This is a genomic window from Collinsella sp. AF25-2LB, assembly GCF_003458415.1.
In the GTDB taxonomy this organism is placed as follows: Bacteria; Actinomycetota; Coriobacteriia; order Coriobacteriales; family Coriobacteriaceae; genus Collinsella.
Genome location: NZ_QRUF01000006.1, coordinates 12464 through 32819 on the forward strand (window position 1 = coordinate 12464; position 20356 = coordinate 32819).

The window sequence follows — 20356 nt, forward strand, 5'->3', positions numbered from 1 at the left end:
CCCCACCAGGCAGCGGACGCCTCCGTAACCGCCATGGAAGCGGTTTGGGGCTTTGCTCGATACAAGTTCCGCACGAGCCGAAGGCCACTTAATGTGGCCTTCGTGCGAGCAGGACTGTCCGCAGTAGCGAGCAATGCCCCAAACCGCGTCCCCCAGTAACGCCTACGAGAAGTCAGCAACCTGAGCAGTCAGCGCCGCCAGGATCTCCTTGAGCTCAGCTGCACGGTCCCTCTTCTTCTGGACCACCGCGGGAGCGGCCTTGGCCACAAAGCCCTCGTTGGCGAGCGTCTTCTCGCAGCCGGCGAGCTCCTTCTGAGCTGCGGCAATCTCCTTCTCCAGGCGTGCCTTCTCGGCCGAAAGGTCGACCTTGCCCTCGAGCACCACAAAGACCTCGACGCCGCTATCGACCACGGCGATGCTCGCGGCCGGCTTCTCAACGTCGGTACCCATAACCAGCGAAGCGGTGTTGGCCAGCGGCTCAATCGTGGAGCGCAGGCTCTCGAGCTTCTCGATGTCCTCGGCACCGGCACGCACGACCACGTCGAGCTCGGCCTTGGGGCTCAAGCGATAACGCGAACGCGTGGCGCGGGCGGCAGACACGACGGTGCGGCACAGCTCAAACGCGCGCTCGGCGTCCTCGTCGACGTACTTGACGTAGTCGGCGGGCTCGGGCCACTTGGCGATCATAAGCGCCTCGGCGCGGTTCACGTTGCCCTCGGCGTCTAGGTCGAGCACGCTCGCCGGCATGTTGTCCCAGATCTCCTCGGTGACGAACGGCATGAGCGGGTGCATCAAGCGAATGGAGGTGTCGAGCACAAAGATCAGGTTGCGCTGAGCCTGCAGACGGCCCTCGCCCTTCAGGCGGGCCTTGGTGACCTCGACGTACCAGTCGCAGACCTCGTTCCAGAAGAACTGCTGCACACCGCGGGCCATATCGCCAAAGGTGTAATTCTCAATACCCTCGGTGACCATCTTGACGGCCTTTGCCAGGCGGCTGAACATCCAGGCGTCGGCCGGCGTCTCAACGACGGGCTCGCCGGGCGTGTAGCCCTCCATGTTCATGAGCAGGAAGCGGCTGGCGTTCCAAATCTTGGTCACAAACGACTTGGCCTGCTCGGTGCGCGGGCTGTCGATGAGCTTCTTGGTCTTCTTGTCGATGTTCGCGTCGAACTTGACGTCCTGGTTGTTGGTGCACAGCGTAAGCAAGTTGAAGCGCATGGCGTCGGCGCCGTACATGCCAATGAGGTCCATGGGGTCAACGCCGTTGCCCTTAGACTTGGACATGCGGCTGCCGTCCTTGGCAAGAATCGTCGGGTAGATGACGACGTCCTTAAACGGCACCTCGTCCAGGAAGTACAGCGAGCTCATGACCATGCGGGCGACCCACAGCGCGATGATGTCGCGCGCGGTGACCAGCGCCGTCGTGGGGTGATGGCCCTCGAGCAGCTCCGGCTTCTGCGGCCAGCCCTGCGTGGCGAAAGTCCACAGCTGCGAGCTGAACCAGGTGTCCAGCACGTTCTCGTCCTGATGCACGTGATGACCACCGCACTTGGGGCACACGTCGGTGTCCTCGGTAAGGGCATCCTCCCAGCCGCAGTCCTCGCAGTAGAACACGGGGATGCGGTGGCCCCACCACAGCTGGCGGCTGATGCACCAGTCCTTAAGGTTCTCCATCCAGGTGGTGTAGGTCTGCGTCCAGCGCGCGGGGTGGAAGGTGACTTTGCCGGAGTTGACGGCGTCGAGCGCCGGCCCCTTGAGCTTGTCGACGGCCACGAACCACTGCTCGGACAGCCACGGCTCCAGCGCAGAGTCGCAACGGTAGCAGTGCATGACGGAGTGATCGAGGTCCTCGACGTGATCGAGCAGGTCGTGCTCCTCGAACCACTTGATGACGGCCTCGCGGCACTCGTCGCGGTTCATGCCGGTGAACTCGCCGTAGCCTTCGACGACCACCGCGTGCTCGTCGAAGATGTTGATCTGCGGCAGGTCGTGGGCCTGACCCATAGCGTAATCGTTGGGGTCGTGGGCCGGGGTGACCTTAACGAAACCGGAACCGAAGTTGGCGTCGACATGCCAATCCTCAAAGATGGGGATCTCGCGGTCGACGATGGGGAGCTTGACGGTCTTACCCACAAAGGCAGCCTTCTCGGGGTCCTTCGGGGAGACAGCGACGCCCGTGTCGCCGAGCATGGTCTCGGGGCGCGTAGTGGCGACGACGATGTAGTCCTGGCCGTTGACCGGCTCGGTCAGCGGGTAGCGCAGGTGCCACAGGTGGCCCTTCTCGTCCTTGTACTCGGCCTCGTCGTCCGAGATGGCGGTGGTGCAGTTGGGGCACCAGTTGACGATGCGCTTGCCACGGTAGATCAGGCCGTCGTGGTACCAGTCGCAGAAGACCTTGCGCACGGCCTGGGCATAGTCCTCGTCCATGGTGAAGCGCTCGTTGTCGAAGTCGACGGAGCAGCCCATACGCTTGATCTGCTCGACGATGATGCCGCCGTACTCGTGGGTCCAATCCCAGCAGGCGTCGACAAACTTATCGCGGCCGATCTCCAGCCGGCTGATGCCCTCGCTCTTGAGCTTCTTGTCGACCTTAGTCTGCGTGGCGATACCGGCGTGGTCGGTGCCCAGCACCCAGCGCGTGGACTTGCCGCGCATGCGGGCCATGCGGATGATGGCGTCCTGGATGGAGTCGTCGGTGGCGTGACCCATGTGGAGCTTGCCGGTCACGTTGGGAGGCGGAATGGTGACGGTGCAGTCGCCCACGCCCTCACGGCGCTTGTAGTAGCCGCCGTCAAGCCACTTCTGCAGGATCGCCGGCTCGTTGGTCGACGGATCGTAGTTCTTGGGCATCTCTTCCATATATCTCTCCCTTGCCCGTCGGCGTGTCCGCCTGCTTGGTTTTCGCTCGGTCAAGTCCTGACTCGCACGAAGAGCACATTTAGTGCTCTTCGGCTCGTGCGGAATCTACGAAAACCAAGCAGGCGGACACGCCTTAGGTATCGTTTACTTCAGTCTGAAGGTACTAGCTAAACAATCTCACAGAATAGCACAGGCATACCTACCAAAAAGGGACAGGTTTATTTTGGCAGGTTTTATCAGGGAAAATGACGTTTGCCCATATAAAAACCGACCAAAATAAACCTGTCCCTAAAAGGCAGGTCCCGCGGTGGTTGCCGCGGGACCTGGATTCAAGCTATTTACCCGTAGATGCGCTGGGGCTGTTCTTCGCCCTTTACGGCGGCTTCGGTCACGATGACCTTGGTGACGCCCTCCTCGCTGGGAAGGTCGAACATCGTCTGCTGCAGCACGTCCTCGCAGATGGCGCGCAGGCCGCGGGCGCCGGTCTTGCGGGCGAGCGCCATGCGGGCGATCTCGTGCAGGGCCGCGTCCTCAAACTCAAGATCGACATCCTCGAGCTGGAACATCTTGCGGTACTGGCGCACCACGGCGTTCTTGGGCTCGGTCAGGATCGACACCAGGTCGTCCTCATCGAGCGCCTGCGTCTGGGTGACGACGGGCGTACGGCCCACGAACTCGGGGATCATGCCAAAGGCGTTGAGGTCCTGCGGGAGCACCTGGAGCAGCAGGTCGTTCTCGTCGACCGAGGTGGGGCCGGCGATCTCGGAGTTAAAGCCCACGCCCTTGTTGCCAACACGGTCGGCGATGATCTTATCCAGGCCCACAAAGGCACCGCCGCAGATGAACAGGATGTTGGTCGTGTCGATCTGCAGCAGCTCCTGCTGGGGATGCTTGCGGCCGCCGGTGGGCGGAACGCTTGCCACCGTGCCCTCAAGAATCTTAAGCAATGCCTGCTGAACGCCCTCGCCCGAGACATCGCGCGTGATGGAGAGGTTCTCGGCCTTGCGGGCGATCTTGTCGATCTCGTCCACGTAGATAATGCCAACCTGAGCGCGCTCAATGTCGCCATCGGCAGCATTGATAAGCTTGAGCAGGATGTTCTCCACGTCCTCGCCCACGTAACCAGCCTCGGTGAGCGCGGTGGCGTCGGCGATAGCAAACGGCACCTCGAGGATGCGCGCGAGCGTCTGGGCCAGCAGCGTCTTACCGGTACCGGTGGGACCGAGCAGCAAAATGTTGGACTTGGCGAGCTCCACCTCATCCATGTCATCACCGAGCTGCGAATCCAAGCCGTCGTCAAAGGCGGACACCGCGGCACCGCCCTCGATCACGCGACGGTAGTGGTTGTACACGGCCACCGACATGGCGCGCTTGGCGTCCTCCTGGCCCATGACATAGGCCGAAAGCTCGTCATAGATCTCGTGCGGCGTCGGCACGTGCGTGATGACCTGACGGTCGTCCTCGAGCTCAAAGCCCTCGGCCTCGGGGTCAACGGCAGGCTGGGACGCAGCCTGGCCGTGATCGTTGAGGAAACCCGGCAGCTTGCCGTTGCGGGCGGCGTCCATAAAGTCCGAAGCCAGCGACTCCTCAAGGATTTCGGAGCAGGCGGCGACGCACTCGTCACAGATAAAGATGTTGGTCGGGCCCTTAACAAGGCGGCGAACCTGACCCTGCTCTTTTCCGCAGAAGGAACAGCGGATGGGGTTGCCGTTCTCGTCGAAGTTGTCCTGCATGTTACCGGCCATCCTAGGCGTCCTTCGCGGCGAGATCGCGCGAGGTGACGATACGGTCGATCAGGCCGTAGTCGAGGGCCTCGGCAGCGGTCAGGTAGTTGTCGCGCTCGGTATCGGCCTGGACCTTCTCGATAGGCTGGCCCGAGGCGTCGGACAGGATCTGGTTGAGCTCGCGGCGGGTCTTCTTGATCTCCTCGGCCACGATCTCGATCTCGGTCTGCTGACCCTGGGCACCGCCGCTGGGCTGGTGAATCATGACCTTAGAGTGCGGCAGGCAAAAGCGCTTGCCCTTGGCGCCGGCCGAAAGCAGCACGGCGGCCATAGACGCGGCCATACCGACGCAAATGGTGGAAACCTGCGGCTTAATGAAGTTCATGGTGTCCAGAATCGCCAGACCGGAGTAGACCTCGCCGCCGGGCGAATTGATGTAGAGCGAGATATCCTTCTCGGCATCCTGGCTCTCAAGATGCAGCAGCTGGGCAACGACCAGGTTGGCGCTAACGGAGTTGATCTCCTCGCCCAAGAAGATGATGCGATCGTTGAGCAGGCGCGAATAGATATCGTAGCTGCGCTCGCCGCGCGGCGTCTGCTCGATAACGTATGGCACGAGGGCGGAATCGAACTTGGCGATCATACGCATCTCCATTTCTCTTACGGACCAATATTGGTTCTAGACAAACGTACGGTGCCCGCATGCTATGCATTGGCTGGCACCGTACGAAGCAACCGGATAACCGGTGTATAACTTTACCCCATCACGGACGCGTGCATGCGCTCGTGGGAAAGGTGGCGAGAATTACTCGGCGTCCTGGGCGGTCTCGTCGACCTCGGTCACCTTGGCGTTCTCGACCAGGTAGTCGACGGCCTTGGAGCGACGGATGGACTCGCGGACGGCAGGCATGCGGCCATCGGCGATGAACTCGGCCTTGGAAGCCTCGATGTCCTTGACGCCAGCCTTCTCGAACTCGGCGTTGATGTCGTCCTCGGTGACCTCGATCTTGAGCTCGCGGGCGAGGGCGTCCAGAGCCAGGGACTCACGGGCAACGTCGTTGGCCTGCTTATGCAGGTCGCCGATGAACTGCTCCATGGTCAGACCGGAAGCGGGCAGCCAGGTGTCCAGGGTCATGCCGCGGGCAGCGAGGTTGGACAGGAAGTTCTGGCCAAGCTCCTCAAAGACGGACTGCTCGTAGTCGGCGTCCATCTCGTCGAGCTGCAGGCGCTCGGCGAGAGCGGAGACGCAACGGTTCTCCTTCTCGGCCGGGAGGCGGGAAGCCTTGTCCTGCTCGATCTCGATCTTGATGGCGTCGCGCATAGCGTCGATGCTGTCGAAGCCGAAGTCGGACTTGACAAGCTCGTCGGTGAGCTCGGGGGTGTTGCGGACCTTGATGCCCTTGACGGTGACCTCGACGGTGTGGGTCTCGGCCTCCTCGCCCTCCTCGACCTCGTCGGTCCAGGTGACGGTCTTGACGTCGTCAACGTTAGCACCGATCAGGGCCTCGTTGAACTCCTTGGGGTTGCTGTCGTTACCGGCGATGAGCATGCGACCCTCGGCGGCAAAGTTGTCGGCGTTCTCGACGGCCTTGAGGTCGACGGTCACATAGTCGTCAGCCTCGACAGCGCGACCCTCAACGTCCTCGAAGGTGGCACGGTAGTTGAGGAGCATCTCGACCTGGTTGTTGATCTCGGACTCGGTGACCTCCGCGGGGGGCATCTCGATCTCGACAGCGTCGAAGGAGGAGAGCTCGGCAGCAGGACGCAGGGAGAACTCGACGGTGTAGGTGTAGTCCTCGTGATCCTTGGCGAGGTCGAGCTCCTTGTAGTCACCGTTCTTGGTGGGGACGATGTCCAGCTCGTTGAGGACGGCGGGCTCGTTGGCGGCGATCAAGTCGTTGGTGGCCTGAGCGAGGGTAGCCTCGGCGCCAAGTGCGGAGTCGATGACCGGACGGGGAGCCTTACCGGCACGGAAGCCCGGGAAGCGGTACTTCTTGGCGGTGTCCTTGTAGGCCTTCTTGATCGCGGCGTCGACGTCGGCGGCCGGGATGGTGACCGTAGCGGTGAGCTTGGCGTCCTTGACGTCAGAAGCGGTGATGTTCAACACGTTCCTCCTCATACTGCCCAGCTTATCTGAGGTGCTGGTACCTTTATGCAACAAAGAGTCGCGACGGCCGAAGCCGACGCAGGTGCGATGGTGCGGGCGAAAGGACTCGAACCTTCACGGGAATCCCACCAGAACCTAAATCTGGCGCGTCTACCAATTCCGCCACGCCCGCATGAGCGCACAGATTAGGAATGATAGCAGATACGAGCGGCAAGCGCACGCACACCTTTTACAGGCTCACGACCTCACCACGAGTGCAATTGGCGGGGCGAGTTGCCCCACCCCGCCAATTACGACTTGTTCGCTGACCCGCTACTCCCCCAGAAGGGCCTTCTCGGACGTGATGGGCAGCGAGCGCACCTGGTGGCCGGTGGCGTGCGCCACGGCCGAGGCCACGGCGGCGAGCGGCGTGTTGATGACGACCTCGCCGATCGACTTGGCGCCAAACGGACCCGTCGGCTCGTAGCTCGGCTCAAAGGCTACGCGAATGCTGCCGATATCCAGGCGCGTGGGCAGCTTGTAGCTCATAAAGTTGCCGGTGCGCAGGCGGCCGCGGTCGTCGTGCTCAACAATCTCGTAGAGCGCATGGCCAATGCCCTGGGCAATGCCGCCCTCGGCCTGGACGCGCGCGAGCGCCTCGTTGATCACGGTGCCGCAGTCAACGGCCGCCGCATAGTCCACCACAGTCACCTTGCCGGTGGCCTTGTCGACCTCGACCTCGGCAATGCCGGCCATAAACGGTGGAGGCGAAACGGGCAGGCAGGCAGAGGAGTGCGAGGTGAGCGCGTCGCCACCCGCGATGTTCTTGACGCACAGGTTGGCAAAGTCGCGCAGCGTGAGGTAGCGGTTCTGCTCGCGTGCGGCACGCTCGTCGGACAGGCGCACGTACTGGCCATCGAACACCACAGCGGCGGCGTCCACGTCCCACATCTGGGCGGCCTTGGCGCAGATCTTCTCGCGCAGCTCGGTCGCGGCGTTCTTGGCTGCCAGGCCCGTCACGTACGTGCCCGAGCTCGCGTACGAGCCGGCATCGAACGGAGACACGTCGGTGTCCACGCCGCGCACCACGATCAGCGAGCTTTCAACGCCCAGCTCCTCAGCGGCAATCTGCGCCAGAATCGTGTCGACGCCCATGCCGTTGTCGGTGGCGCCGGTCGAAATCGTAATAAAGCCATCCTCTTCCAGGCGCATGTCGATACCGGCAATGTCGACGTTGGAGATGCCCGAGCCCTGCATGGTGAGCGCGCAGCCCAGGGCGCGCACGCGGTCGCCCAGGTCCACAGCCAGCGGCTTGTCGCGCCAGCCGATCATGTCCATCGCGCGCAGCAGACAGCGGTCGAGCGCGCAGGCGTTGAGCTTCTCGTTGTAGTACTGCGGCATGATCTCGCCCTCGCGCACGATGTTCTTAAGGCGCAGGTCGGCGGGGTCCATGTGCAGCATGTCGGCGAGCTCGTTGACGGCGCTCTCCACGGCAAACTGGCCCTGGGTGGCACCATAGCCGCGATACGCGCCGCCGCGGTTGGTGTTGGTGTAGACGGCATCCCACCTAAAGCGGCTCGCCTTCACATGGTTGTAGATGGGCAGGCTCTTGTGGCCTGAGAGACCGATCGTCGTGGTAGCGTGCTCACCGTACGCGCCGGCGTTGGACAGCGTATGCAGGTCGATGACCGTGATGGTGCCGTCGTTCATGGCGCCCAGCTTAACGGTCATCTGCATCTGGTGGCGCGAGTTGCCCGCGGTGATGGTCTCCTCGCGGGTGTAGCAGCAGTAGCTCGAACGGCCGGTCTGCTGCGTCACAAACGCAACGAAGATCTCGCAGCAGCCCGTCTGCTTGGAGCCAAAGCCACCGCCGATGCGCGGCTTAATGACCTGCACCTGCGACTGCGGAATGTCGAGCGACTGCGCGACCATGCGGCGCACGTGGAAGGGCACCTGCGTAGAGGTGGTCACCGAGATGCGTCCGAATGCGTCAGTCGTCGCGAAGGCACGGAAGGTCTCCATGGGCGCGGTCTGCGTGGCCTGGCTGGTGTAAGTGCGCTCAAAGACGATGTCGCTCTGGGCGAAGGCCTCGTCAAGGTCACCAAAGTCGCTCGTGCCGCTGCACACCAGGTTGCGCGGAACGTCGCCGCCCTGCGGGAACATAAAGGTCACGTCGCCCTCGGGGTGGACCACGATATCGTTATCGAGTGCCTGGGTAAAGTCGAGCAGGGGCTCGAGCACCTCATAGTCGACCTTGATGAGCTTGAGCGCCTTGTCGGCGGCCTCCTCGGTTTCGGCGGCAACAATCGCCACCTCCTCGTTTTGATAGCGCACGAGGTTCTCGAGGATCAGGCGGTCGTAGGGACTCGGCTGCGGATAGCTCTGACCGGCGATGGTAAAGCGGCGCTTGGGCACGTCCTCGTAAGTGTAAACGCCCACGACGCCGGGCACCTTCAGGGCACGCGACGTATCGATGGAGCGGATCTTGGCGCGGGCATAGGGGCTGCGCTTGAGTTTGACGATCAGGGCGCCGGCGGGCACCATATCGCCCGTGTAGACGGGACGGCCCTCGAGCAGCGCCTTCGAGTCCTTCTTGGGCTGCTTATGGGTGATCTGCTTGTACGAGACACCGTCGCAGCTGGTGTCGTTGACCGGCAGCTCGGGCATCTCAAAGCCCACCTGCACGCCGGACTCGTTGAGGAAGCGGACAATGGCGCGCAGCTGGCTCTCGTAGCCGCTGCAACGGCAGAGGTTGCCGGCGAGCTGGCGCGACAGCTCCTCGCGCGTGGCGACGAGGCTCGGGTCCTCCTTGGCGGCGCGGGCGAGCGCCAGCACGTTCATGATGAGGCCGGGGGCGCAAAAACCGCACTGCTCGGCGCCTTCGGCAGCCATCGCGCGGGCGAGCGCCTCGGACTCGGCCTTGAGGCCCTCGAGCGTGGTGACGGAGCGGCCCTCGACGCGCGCGGCGGGAACCGAGCAGCTCAGCACCGGGTCGCCGTCGAGCCACACCGTGCACAGGCCGCAGTTGGTGGTTTCGCAGGCGCAGCGTACCGACCCGCAGCCCTGCTCGCGCAGCAGCGCAAAGAGCATGGTGTCAGGGGCAATCTGAACCTTGACCTTGCGACCGTTGAGCGTAAAAGAAAGATCGATGAGTTTGGCAGCCATTAGCGCACCTCGCTAGAATCGACGCCGGGCACGCGGCGGCAGGAATACTCGTCCGTGGCGTGCTTGGGAATCTGCACGCCCTCGAGCTCGCGGGCAAGCGCGGCCGAAAGCTCAATGCCGGCGGCGCGGCGCACGGCCTGAATCGCCAGCGGGGCCGAGATGCGGCGGCGGTAGTCGGCCGAGCCCCACAGGTTGGTGCCGTAGCTCAGGGTACGCACGGATGCGGCAAGGGCGCACAGCTCGTCCTCGGAAGGCTGCTCGTTCACCAGGCCGCATGCCTCGCCCCGCAGCAGGGTCGCGCGCAGCGGGCGGGCACCCACGGTGACGTGCCAGGAGCCGTCCCACCAGGCGGCGGTGACGTTCAGCGAGGGGAAGTCGGTCGCGGCCTTGCGCACGGCCTCGTAGCTTGCGCGGTAGTCGTGTTTAACGACCACAACATGCTCGATCACGTCGCGCACGTAGCCCATGTTCACAAACTCGGCGAGCGGCACGCGGCCGGCACCTGTCAGCTTAACGTATGAATCGAGTGCCAAAAAAGCCGAAAGCACGTCCGAGAAGCCAAAGCGGCCGTAGATGCTGCCGCCCACCGTGGCGGTATTGCGCAGCTGCACGCCCACGATATCGTGGACGGCAAACTCAAAGACATTGTTGACGAGCGCGTTGAGCTCGGCATGGCGCTCGAGCTGGCGTAGGGTGCACATGGCACCGATGCGAAACTCGGTCTCGGTCTCCTCGATCTGATCGAGTCCGCAGGCCGAAAGGTCAATCGCCGTCGCCACGCGACGCGAACCCAGGCGCATCCAGATGCCGCCGCCCACAATCTTGTTGTTGCGGTTCTTCTGTAAGAGCTCATAGGCTTCGGCCGCGTTTCCAACACGGACGTAGGTACCGAACTTGAGCACGTTCTCCCCCATCTCTTTACTTGTCCAGTACCCCTAAGTGTACCAAACGAGGGTGCACGGCCCTCACCACCATAGAAAAAGGCTCCCAGCACAAATGCTGGGAGCCTCATCAGGTGCTATGTCGAGCTGGGCTTAGCAGACGCCCTGGGCGAGCATGGCGTCGGCGACCTTCAGGAAGCCGGCGATGTTGGCGCCCATGACAAAGTTGCCCTCCTGGCCATACTCCTTGGCGGTGTCGTCCACATTGTGGAACATGCCGCGCATGAGCTGCTCGAGCTTGCCGTCGACCTCCTCAAAGGTCCAGGACAGGTGCTCGGCGTTCTGGCTCATCTCCAGGCCGGACACGAGCACGCCGCCGGCGTTGGCAGCCTTGCCGGGCATAAAGGCGACGCCGTTCTCCTGGAAGTAGTTCGTGGCCTCGATGGTCGTGGGCATGTTTGCGCCCTCGCCGACCACCTTGCAGCCGTTGGCGACGAGCGCCTGGGCGTCCTCGAGCAGCAGCGTGTTCTCGCGAGCGCAGGGCAGCGCGATGTCGCAGGGCAGCTGCCAAACGCCGCGGCCGTCGCCCTCGTGCCACACGGCACCGGGCTTCTCGTCAACGTACATGGCGAGCGTGACGCCCTTGTCGTGGCCAGAGCGCTTCTGGTTGTAGACGTGCTCGAGCACGGAGTAGTCGATGCCGTCGGGATCCTCGACCCAGCCGTGGGTATCGGAGCAGGCCAGCACCTTGCCGCCGAGCTGGGAAACCTTCTGGACGGCGTAGATGGCAACGTTACCGGAGCCGTGAACGACGACGTTCTTGCCCTCGAAGGAGTCGCCGCGGCTCTTGAGGTACTCGTCCACAAAGTAGACCAGGCCGTAGCCAGTGGCCTCGGTGCGGGCGAGCGAGCCGCCAAAGGAGAGGCCCTTGCCGGTGAGGACGCCGGTCCACTCGTTGGTCAGGCGCTTGTACTGACCGAACATGTAGGCAACCTCGCGGCCGCCAACGCCCAGGTCGCCGGCGGGAACGTCGGTGTTGGGGCCGATGTGACGATAGAGCTCGGTCATGAAGGACTGGCAGAAGTGCATGATCTCGTTGTTGGACTTGCCCTTGGGGTCAAAGTCGGAACCGCCCTTGCCGCCGCCCATGGGAAGGGTGGTCAGGCTGTTCTTGAGGATCTGCTCCAGGCCCAGGAACTTGAGCATGCCCAGGGTGACCGTCGGGTTAAAGCGCAGGCCGCCCTTGTAGGGTCCAATGGCAGAGTTGAACTCGACGCGGTAACCGCGGTTGACCTGGACCTTGCCCTGGTCGTCGACCCAGGGAACACGGAACATGACGATGCGCTCGGGCTCGACAAGGCGCTCCAGTAGGGCGGCCTCCTCGTACTCGGGGTGGGCGTCGAGCGCCGGCTGGATGGTGCCGAGGATCTCGGTCGCGGCCTGGATGAACTCAGGCTGCTCGGGATAGCGGGCCTTGAGCTCGTCGAGAACTTTCTGCGTGTAGCTCATGCTTCCTCCAATTGATGGAAAAGAAAGGTGTCGTTCGCGGCGCCCCATGCGCCGTGAGCTTTATCGAGTATGGATAATATCGCACTGTTGCTACAAAGTTACGAATAAGGCAACGAGCGGATGTTTCATTTTGATTACGATGCAGGTAGATAGCTTTTTGACCGCCTGACGAGCAAATCGCGTGTTTCGAAGCTGTTTCCCGCACGTTTCGAAACCACCACAAAGGTGCCTGTCCCCAATGTGGTGGTTTTGGCGAGATGCGTTGGCGGGAACGTATGTGAATCGAACACATCCAAGACGTTTTGCACGCCTCACAACGGTTTTGAGGACCGCGGGGCCCACCGGAGCCCATCCGCTCCCAAACGTGGCGGTATTTTACCAAACTAGCAGGGCGTCGTGGCGAACAGCGATACGGCAGCCCCTAACGAAGCGATCTTAGGCCGCCGGCTCCTTTGTCGAGCGTCGTAAAACGCACCGCATCCAGGTGCTCCAAGATGCTAATGGCTCGCTTGCGCGACACGCCCAGGGCCTCGCGCAGCACACTCGTGGTGACAGCGCCGCCGGCAGCCTCGATAGCCGCCGCAACGACCTCGCGCGCCTGAGCCTCGGCGGCGGCGGACAAGGCAACGTCGCGCTCGACCTTAACGATCGAGCGGTTGAGCGAAAGCTCGCGCAGGGCACGCGTCATGGTGTCGCGATCGAGTTGCAACTGCTGCCCCACCTCGGGAAGCGTCGGTGCATCGAGGCCCGCCTCGTCCAGCAGGGCCGCGATGCGCCGGCCTGCCTCGCGCACCACACGTATCGCCGCAGCGGCGGAATGTGGGTCGTAGACCTCAGACCCCTCCTGGGCGCAGATGCCGCGCGCACAGCCCTCGAGGATGAGCGCAGACGCGACGTCTTCGCCCGCTTTCGGCCAGGCGACATGCGCAACCTCGCCCGGGGTGAAGCCCGTTTGCTTGGGCGCGGCCTTATGCATGGCGACAAGCGTGTCGGCGAGGGCGGCAAGGGCGGCATCGAGCACAGCGGGGGCGGCATAGAGCTCCTCGGTCGAGCGCTCCGGATGGAGGGCGACCGCATCGCCCGACGCCACCGCGGCGTGCAGGAGCCTCGCGACTTCGACACCGGAAAGGTCGAGCGCACGGGCGGCAACGGCCGGCGGCACGGGCAGGCGCTGCAGCCCCAGCCATGCGGCAATGGCGGCGGCGCGGTCGCCGGCATCCAGAGCCCTGAGCAGCGAGACCTCTTCCGCGGAGAGGTCGCGCGAGCGGCGGCACCGCGAAAGAAGAACGCAACCGCCGCCGATAAGTACCACCGGGGAGAACGCAAGCACGATGAGACCGTCGCCCGAGCGCACGGGAAGGCGCTCCTTCAGGCGGATTTGCACGGTACGCGTCTCGCCCGGGGCAATCGGCCCCGCGCCCTCCATGAGCATGATACGGCCGAGGACCTCTGCCGTGCCCACCATCACGTGGACGCGCGTGCCGGACTCGAAGGGCACGGGCTTGGCGCCCTCGCGCCCCAGATAGGTGAAGCGCGCGATAAGCCTGAGCGTCGAGCCCTCGGCACCAGACCCGCAGAGGACCTCGCCGCGCGGAAGGTCGCCCGCGCCGTCGCCCACGATGTTGAGCGCCACGCGCTGTCCGGGCAACGCCCGAGGAGTATCGCCATGCACCTGAATCGCGCGAACGCGGCAGCGCACGCCCGCGGGACTCGAAACGAGCTCATCGCACACCGCCACGGGGGCATCGTGAAGCGTGCCCGTGACGACCGTCCCGGATCCCTTGATGGTGAAGCAGCGGTCGATGGGCAGGCGCGGGGCCAGACAGGGGCGCACCGGGCGGGATGCGGCATCGGCCAGGAAAGAGTCGATAGCGGTATCGAGGGCAAGGCGAACGTCCTCGATACCCGCACCCGTGCGAGAGGAAACGGGCACCACGGGCGCATTGGCAAAGACGGTATCGCCGAGGAAATCCATCAAGTCGAGCTCGGCGAGCTCCGCCGTCTCGTCATCGGCCAGATCGCGCATCGTAAGCGCAACGACCATGTGCGTCACACCCAACAGCTCCAGTACGCGAACATGCTCGCGGGTCTGCGGCATCACGCCCTCAACGGCAGAAACCACCAGCAACGCAACATCCACGCCGGTAGCACCCTGCACCATGGCGCGTAGGTAGTGCGCATGACCGGGTACATCGACCAGGCCGACAAGCTTGCCGCTCGGCAGCACCAGCTCGCCAAAACCGAGCTCCGTGGTCATACCGCGGCGCCGCTCGACCTCCAGACGGTCGGGATTTTTTCCGGTCAGCGCCTCGATAAGGGCTGACTTTCCGTGGTCGACGTGCCCCGCCGTTCCAACGACAACGGGACATTCGACAAGCTCGCGCGCAGTCATCGGCGCAAACCCGCCCGCACGGCGTCGGCCAACGCAGACGCACACAAATCAAGGTCGGTATCGTGCACAAGCGTGCGAACGTCAAACAGCACCTGGTCGTGCTGTACGCGCGTCACAACCGGCGTATCGGGCTCCTGAACCATAGCGCGCTTCAGGCCATCGACGGACAGGCGCCCATCGACGGGGCAGACGGCAACGCAAAAGGTTGGGAGCTCGACGGTCGGCAGCGAGCCACCGCCCGGGGCAGAAGCGCCTTCGACAACCTGCAGCTCCACCGCCTCCTCGCACTGAGAGTCACGAAGCTTGCGCAGCATGCGGTCATGCAGGCGCTTGGCCTGACGCTCGAGCGGAGCCGGCGCGCCGGAAAGCATGTTGAGCACCGGGATCTCCCGATGCGCTGTATCGGGACCGGTCACATACAGACGCAGGGTAGCCTCGAGCGCCGCGAGCGTGAGCTTGCCGGGGCGAAGCGCGCGCATAAGCGGATGAGAGGCGCAGGCAGCGATAACCTGGGTACTGCCGAGGATAATGCCCGCCTGCGAAGCACCAAGCAACTTGTCGCCCGAACACGAGACAACGTCGACGCCAGCGCAAAGCGAAGCGGACGTGGGCTTCTCCCCCGCATCGGCAAGCACCCTGTCTGCCAGCAAAGCGCCCGAGCCTTGGTCCTCGTAAAGCAAAAGCCCGTGCTCGTGCGCCAGTGCAGAAAGCTCCGCCGCGGAAACCTCCTCGTGGAAGCCCTCGATACGGTAGTTGGAAGGATGAACTTTCAGGATCATCGCCGTGTTGGGCGTAATGGCGCTTTGATAATCGTCCAGATGCGTGCGGTTGGTGGAGCCCACCTCGACAAGCTTGGCACCCGAAGCCGCCATGATGTCGGGGATACGGAAACTGCCTCCCACCTCGACAAGCTCGCCGCGGCTCACGATTACCTCTTTGCCGCATGCATGCGCGGCAAGCACCAACAGCACCGCCGCGGCGTTATTGTTGACAACCAAGGCGTCCTGCGCCCCCGTGAGTGTGCGCAGCAGGCGCGCGGCATGCTCCTTGCGGCCCCCGCGAGCACAGGTCGCGACGTCGTACTCGAGCGTGCTGTAGCTGCGGGCGACGTCGGTCACCGCCTGCACCGCTGCGGGAGCGAGCGGAGCACGGCCCAGATTGGTGTGAATCACAACGCCTGTCGCGTTGACGGCGGGACGCAGGGTCGGCAGCGACAGACGGTGGCACCGCCGCTCAATGGCCAAGGCGAGCTCGCGCTTGTTCCTCGCGGGGACGCCGGAGCGAATCGCCGCGCGCTCGGCATCGAGCTCAACATCGATCGCCTCGCGCACGATCGTATCGCCCGCATCGCCGGCAGCCTTCATGACCGGCCACTCCGCCAGCAGCTCGTGGACAGCGGGAATGGAGCGCAGGCGGTCGCGCACCTCGGCGGGCATGGATTCGCAGTCGCTCATGGAAAGCCTTTCGACATATTCAATAAAAAGCAGGTCCCCCACGATCATCGTCGGCCACCAAATGGCGACGCGCATGCAAAAGGGACAGGTCCATTATGGCAGCTCATGGCAAGACGGCGCAGCGCCTCGTCCAAACCCGCCAAAATAAACCTGTCCCTCTTTGGTCGGTTATGCCATGGGGCCTTTAGGCCTCCCTGTTGGCGTAGATAAACCAGTAGCCCAGCGCAACGATCAGGGCGCCGCCCACGATATTGCCGAGCGTGGCGACGGAAAGATTGAGCGCCAGGCCCGCCGCGTTGAGGGCGTCGGCGCCGGCGACATCAACTCCATAGCCGCAGGAGTGCATCAAAATACCCATGGGCAAAAAGTACATGTTGGCAACGCAGTGCTCAAAACCGCAGGCCACAAACGCGGCAATGGGCAGCAGAATGCCCACGACCTTGTCGATCACGGTCCTGCCAGCGGTACCGATCCATACAGCCAGGCACACAAAGATGTTGCACAGAATGCCGCGGAAGAAGATGGTGACGGCGTCAATCGAAACCTTACCGGCGGCGACGCTCACCATGGTGTTGGCGACGGCCTCGCCGTTGAGCTTGTAAATAGCTGCCATGTAAACCAAAAAGACGACGAACAGCGCGCCGGCAAAGTTGCCGATCCACACAGCGACCCAAGCCTTGAGCATCTGGGCGAGCGTGATCTTTTTGCTCTTGAGCGCGCAGACCATAAGCGAGTTGCCGGTAAACAGCTCCGCGCCGCAAATGAGCACGAGCACCAGACCCAGGCAAAAAGCAAGGCCACCCACAAAGCGCTGGGCGCCCCAGCCAAGCGTGGGATCGCTCAAAAAGACCGTGAAGAACAGGCCGCCAAAGGCGATGAACGCGCCGGCGAACATGGCAAGCATAAAGGCCTTCGAGGTCGGTAGATTGGCCTTGGTAACACCGGCAGCCTCGGTCTTGGCCTCGATCGCGGCGGGCGCCAGGCAATCGGGGGTGGAATATTCTGCCTTGGAATCTGCCATGTCGATCACTTCTTTCTTACGTTGTGGGACAAGCATTGCCAAAGCACATGTCCCGCGCCGGATGGTCAAAACAAAACAGGCCAGAAGTAAACGTACCTCTGACCTGCAAATTACTTGGAGCGACGGGTTCGTCACCCGGTACTCTCACAAAAACGGCCTTGATCCCAAAAAGAATCAAAGCCGTTAACCAATCTTGTGGAGCGGGCGACGGGAATCGAACCCGCGTCATCAGCTTGGAAGGCTGGGGTTCTACCATTGAACTACGCCCGCAAGATATGGTCGGGACGACAGGATTTGAACCTGCGACATCCTGCTCCCAAAGCAGGCGCGCTACCAAACTGCGCCACGTCCCGAAGGTGTTGAGCAGCTAAGGTCTAAACCTTGCGTGTCCCAAAGCGAAGGAAATTATAGGTGAGACTCCCCGCCTGTGCAAGCGACGATACCCTAGCTCCTCGAATGTGCGACAAACCGGCTATGGAGCAGACCGATCACAAAGGCAACCACGGCAACCGGTGCCCACGCAGCGCCGATATCTGCCAGCGGCAACGCATCGAACGGTAGCCACGCGCCCGCAAAGAACGCATCGCGGACCGAAGTGATTACGCTCTGCACCGCGACAACGCCGCCGACCCAGACCCAAACCTGCGGATGTGCGTCGCAAAAGCCGTGCACCAGGCCCATCAGCACCAGCACAATGGCAACGGGATACAAGGCGTTGAGCATGGGCACCGAGAACATAAGGATCACGTCGAGGCCCACGTTGGAAAGCACGCACGAAAATGCGGCGAACACAAAGGCGAGAACCGCAAAAGGACGGCGCATGGCCTCCTCGGAAGCCTCCGCTCCCCCTTCGACCACATACGTCTCGCAGAAGTAACGCGAGCAGCAGCTGATAAGGCCGATGCACACGTTCATGCAGGCGAGGAAAAAGATCGCAAAGACCACGACCGTGCCGGCAAGACCAAAATGCATAGAGGCCGAACGCGCAAGGATAGCGGCGCCGTTGGTAGCGTCGGGCATCACGGTGCCGAGCTGCATACCGGCAAGGCCCAAGCCGCAGTAGATGATGACCATGAGCACGCCGGCGATAACACCAGAGCGCGAAATCTCGAAGGCCACACGCTTGTCATCGGTAACACCCAGCTCATGAATGGTCTCGGCGATGATGATGCCAAAGGCGAGCGACGCGAGCAGGTCCATGGTCTGATAGCCGGTCAAAAAGCCCTGCACGGCAGCACCGGCATTATAGGGAGCCTGTGGCGCGGCAGCGGGACCCAGCGGCGAGACCACGGCAGCGCCCACGACCAATACGATAAGGGCGATGAGCGCGGGGCCCGTAATGCGGCCGAGTACGCGCGTGATGACGCCGGGACGCAGCGTGAGCGCAAATGCGACGATAAAGAACCCGACGGCAAACACCAGGCGAGCCGTGGCGAGCGAGACGCCCTCGGGCAGCAGCGGCACCAGCATCTCGAAGGCCGTGGAGCTCGTGCGCGGAATGGCCAGGCACGGGCCGATAGCCAGATACACCGCCGCGACAAAGAACTCGCCAAATTTGGGGTGCACGCGGCCGGCAAGCTCGCGCGCCGTTCCGGCAAGTGCCACGGCGATAAAGCCCATAACGGGCAAGCCGATGGCGGCGATGAGAAAGCCAAGCATGGCGACCGGCGTGGCAGAACCTGCCTGCAGCGCCAGCAGCGGCGGAATAATGAGGTTGCCGGCGCCAAAGAGCATCGAGAACAGGGCGATACCGACGGTAACGACATGGTCGGAGCGCAGGCCGCGCGGCGCGGATGAGGCCATGGGACCACCTTTCGGGTCGAAACAAAAACGGGACGGGCAAAAGGCCCATCCCGCAAGTATATACGCTTTAGTAAGCTAAATCGCGCAAAGCTTCAATCGCGGCGTCAACTTCCTCGTCCGTGTTGAAATACCCAAACGAGAAGCGAACGACACCCTGGCGCTCGGTCCCCAACGCGCGGTGCATGAGCGGAGCGCAGTGAGCACCGGGGCGCGTCGCAATCCCCCACCCTTGCATGAGCGCATCCGAAATCTCGGCAGAATCGATATCGCCCACGTTGAGCGAGACGATCGCCGAGCGTGTGGGCAGGTCAAACGCACCGTAGAGCTTAATCCCTGGAATCTCGCGTACACCGGCAAGGAAGCGATCAGCGAGCGCACGCTCGTGGGAAGCAATCGCCTCGACCCCACCCTGGGCCTCGATAAAGTCGAGGCCGGCAGAAAGGCCGGCGATACCGTGACCGTTGAGCGTGCCCGCCTCAAGGCGCGTGGGCCACTCCCGCGGCTGCAGCGCATCGAAGCTGTGCACGCCCGTGCCGCCCATGGCCCAAGGAGCCACGTCAATGCCCTCCGCCACGGCCAGGCCACCCGTGCCTTGAGGTCCCATGAGCCCCTTGTGGCCGGTAAAGCACACCACGTCGAGCCCCATGGCCCGCATATCGATATGCGCCGTGCCGGCAGACTGCGAGGCATCGACGATCACCAGCGCACCGGCAGCATGGGCCATAGCGGCCACGCGTGCAATGTCGACCGCGTTGCCGGTCACATTGGAGGCGTGCGTCACCACCACAGCACGCGTGCCCGGCGTGACCAACCGCTCGAGCTCATCGTAGTCGAGCACGCCGTTCGCGTCGCAGCCCGCGTGCTCAACGGTCACGCCCTGCTCTGCCGCCAGGCGGTTGAGCGGACGCAGCACGGAGTTGTGCTCGAGCACCGTTGTGACCACGCGGTCGCCGGGGCGCACCACGCCATTGATGACGGTGTTGAGCGCCGTGGTGGAGTTGGGCGTAAAACAAACATGGTCAGCACGCGGGCAGCCCAGCAAGCGCGCAAGCTTGGCGCGACAGCCGTGGATGGCACGCGCCGCGTCGAGGGCACCCGACGTGGCGCCGCGCCCGGCATTGCCGAGCGAGCACATCGCCTGCGTCACGGCATCGATGACCGCCTGCGGCTTGTGCATGGTCGTCGCCGCGTTATCCAGGTAGATCATCGCACGACCTCCCACATATCAATCACGGTATAGCCCTCGGTGGGAACGCCCGCCGCGGCAAGTTCGCTGCGCAGCAGCTCCTCATCGGCAGGCAACGCCTTCCACGCCAGACCGCAGCCGGCAGCGACCTCCCCGGGCACGGGAATCGTTCGCCCGGGAAGGCCGCGCTCGATGCACAGGGACTCGCAACCCATGGCGGCCGCCGTGGTGGGAAACGTGATGACAAGCGCCGGGCGCTTCTCCCTCATGGCAACT

Annotated in this window: 13 protein-coding genes, 4 tRNA genes and 1 pseudogene; all 18 read right to left on the bottom strand. The window is 63.4% G+C overall.

What is annotated here, in order from left to right; all coding sequences use genetic code 11:
* Window positions 1-162 precede the first annotated feature (162 nt).
* A complete protein-coding gene (locus DWY51_RS04075) occupies window positions 163-2859 on the bottom strand; it encodes a valine--tRNA ligase (RefSeq protein ID WP_117769970.1) in 2697 nt (898 codons plus the stop codon).
* Window positions 2860-3197: 338 nt separating this feature from the next.
* Entirely contained in the window at window positions 3198-4604 is a 1407-nt protein-coding gene (clpX, locus tag DWY51_RS04080) for an ATP-dependent Clp protease ATP-binding subunit ClpX (protein ID WP_117769971.1), read from the bottom strand.
* Window position 4605: 1 nt separating this feature from the next.
* Complete coding sequence (locus DWY51_RS04085) at window positions 4606-5226, bottom strand: ATP-dependent Clp protease proteolytic subunit (protein WP_022095182.1); 621 nt, start codon at window positions 5224-5226, stop codon at window positions 4606-4608.
* Window positions 5227-5388: 162 nt separating this feature from the next.
* Window positions 5389-6690: a trigger factor gene (gene tig / locus DWY51_RS04090; RefSeq protein WP_233504617.1), complete on the bottom strand. Its 1302-nt coding sequence runs from the start codon at window positions 6688-6690 to the stop codon at window positions 5389-5391.
* An 88-nt stretch (window positions 6691-6778) separates the two neighbouring features.
* Window positions 6779-6862, bottom strand: a tRNA-Leu gene (locus DWY51_RS04095).
* A 140-nt stretch (window positions 6863-7002) separates the two neighbouring features.
* Window positions 7003-9213, bottom strand: a complete 2211-nt coding sequence (locus DWY51_RS04100; RefSeq protein ID WP_369832589.1) for a xanthine dehydrogenase family protein molybdopterin-binding subunit — start codon at window positions 9211-9213, stop codon at window positions 7003-7005.
* 177 nt (window positions 9214-9390) lie between these two features.
* A pseudogene (locus DWY51_RS09760) lies at window positions 9391-9834 on the bottom strand ((2Fe-2S)-binding protein); the annotation flags it as partial.
* On the bottom strand, window positions 9834-10736 hold the full coding sequence (locus tag DWY51_RS04105; protein WP_199411366.1) for a xanthine dehydrogenase family protein subunit M: 903 nt from the start codon (window positions 10734-10736) through the stop codon (window positions 9834-9836). The gene DWY51_RS04105 and the pseudogene DWY51_RS09760, both read right to left, overlap by 1 nt.
* Window positions 10737-10868: 132 nt before the next feature.
* Complete coding sequence (gene gdhA, locus DWY51_RS04110; RefSeq protein ID WP_117769975.1) at window positions 10869-12224, bottom strand: NADP-specific glutamate dehydrogenase; 1356 nt, start codon at window positions 12222-12224, stop codon at window positions 10869-10871.
* A gap of 263 nt (window positions 12225-12487) precedes the next feature.
* Window positions 12488-12584 (bottom strand) — tRNA-Sec (locus DWY51_RS09490).
* 61 nt (window positions 12585-12645) lie between these two features.
* Window positions 12646-14616: a selenocysteine-specific translation elongation factor gene (gene selB, locus DWY51_RS04115; RefSeq protein WP_117769976.1), complete on the bottom strand. Its 1971-nt coding sequence runs from the start codon at window positions 14614-14616 to the stop codon at window positions 12646-12648.
* Window positions 14613-16070: an L-seryl-tRNA(Sec) selenium transferase gene (selA, locus tag DWY51_RS04120; RefSeq protein WP_158556903.1), complete on the bottom strand. Its 1458-nt coding sequence runs from the start codon at window positions 16068-16070 to the stop codon at window positions 14613-14615. The genes selB and selA overlap by 4 nt, the downstream gene beginning before the upstream one ends.
* Window positions 16071-16254: 184 nt before the next feature.
* Complete coding sequence (locus tag DWY51_RS04125; RefSeq protein ID WP_117769978.1) at window positions 16255-17091, bottom strand: formate/nitrite transporter family protein; 837 nt, start codon at window positions 17089-17091, stop codon at window positions 16255-16257.
* A 196-nt stretch (window positions 17092-17287) separates the two neighbouring features.
* Window positions 17288-17361: transfer RNA gene (locus DWY51_RS04130), tRNA-Gly, on the bottom strand.
* A 6-nt stretch (window positions 17362-17367) separates the two neighbouring features.
* Window positions 17368-17444: transfer RNA gene (locus tag DWY51_RS04135), tRNA-Pro, on the bottom strand.
* A 91-nt stretch (window positions 17445-17535) separates the two neighbouring features.
* Window positions 17536-18894, bottom strand: coding sequence for a branched-chain amino acid transport system II carrier protein (gene brnQ, locus DWY51_RS04140; RefSeq protein WP_117769979.1), 1359 nt, complete (start codon window positions 18892-18894; stop codon window positions 17536-17538).
* A gap of 67 nt (window positions 18895-18961) precedes the next feature.
* Window positions 18962-20101 carry an aminotransferase class V-fold PLP-dependent enzyme gene (locus DWY51_RS04145; RefSeq protein ID WP_117765835.1) on the bottom strand — a complete coding sequence of 380 codons (1140 nt, stop codon included), beginning with the start codon at window positions 20099-20101 and terminating at the stop codon, window positions 18962-18964.
* Window positions 20098-20349 carry a DUF3343 domain-containing protein gene (locus tag DWY51_RS04150; protein WP_117765837.1) on the bottom strand — a complete coding sequence of 84 codons (252 nt, stop codon included), beginning with the start codon at window positions 20347-20349 and terminating at the stop codon, window positions 20098-20100. Before DWY51_RS04150 ends, DWY51_RS04145 begins: the two co-directional genes overlap by 4 nt.
* Window positions 20350-20356 lie beyond the last annotated feature (7 nt).

Excerpts from the sequence above, each read along its gene's own strand:
- DWY51_RS04085 (WP_022095182.1), bottom strand. The coding sequence starts at position 5,226 with ATGATCGCCAAGTTCGATTCCGCCCTCGTGCCATACGTTATCGAGCAG.
- brnQ (WP_117769979.1), bottom strand. The coding sequence starts at position 18,894 with ATGGCCTCATCCGCGCCGCGCGGCCTGCGCTCCGACCATGTCGTTACC.
- selB (WP_117769976.1), bottom strand. The coding sequence starts at position 14,616 with ATGACTGCGCGCGAGCTTGTCGAATGTCCCGTTGTCGTTGGAACGGCG.
- DWY51_RS04150 (WP_117765837.1), bottom strand. The coding sequence starts at position 20,349 with ATGAGGGAGAAGCGCCCGGCGCTTGTCATCACGTTTCCCACCACGGCG.
- selA (WP_158556903.1), bottom strand. The coding sequence starts at position 16,070 with ATGAGCGACTGCGAATCCATGCCCGCCGAGGTGCGCGACCGCCTGCGC.
- DWY51_RS04145 (WP_117765835.1), bottom strand. The coding sequence starts at position 20,101 with ATGATCTACCTGGATAACGCGGCGACGACCATGCACAAGCCGCAGGCG.
- DWY51_RS04075 (WP_117769970.1), bottom strand. The coding sequence starts at position 2,859 with ATGGAAGAGATGCCCAAGAACTACGATCCGTCGACCAACGAGCCGGCG.
- DWY51_RS04125 (WP_117769978.1), bottom strand. The coding sequence starts at position 17,091 with ATGGCAGATTCCAAGGCAGAATATTCCACCCCCGATTGCCTGGCGCCC.
- DWY51_RS04100 (WP_369832589.1), bottom strand. The coding sequence starts at position 9,213 with ATGGTGCCCGCCGGCGCCCTGATCGTCAAACTCAAGCGCAGCCCCTAT.
- gdhA (WP_117769975.1), bottom strand. The coding sequence starts at position 12,224 with ATGAGCTACACGCAGAAAGTTCTCGACGAGCTCAAGGCCCGCTATCCC.
- clpX (WP_117769971.1), bottom strand. The coding sequence starts at position 4,604 with ATGGCCGGTAACATGCAGGACAACTTCGACGAGAACGGCAACCCCATC.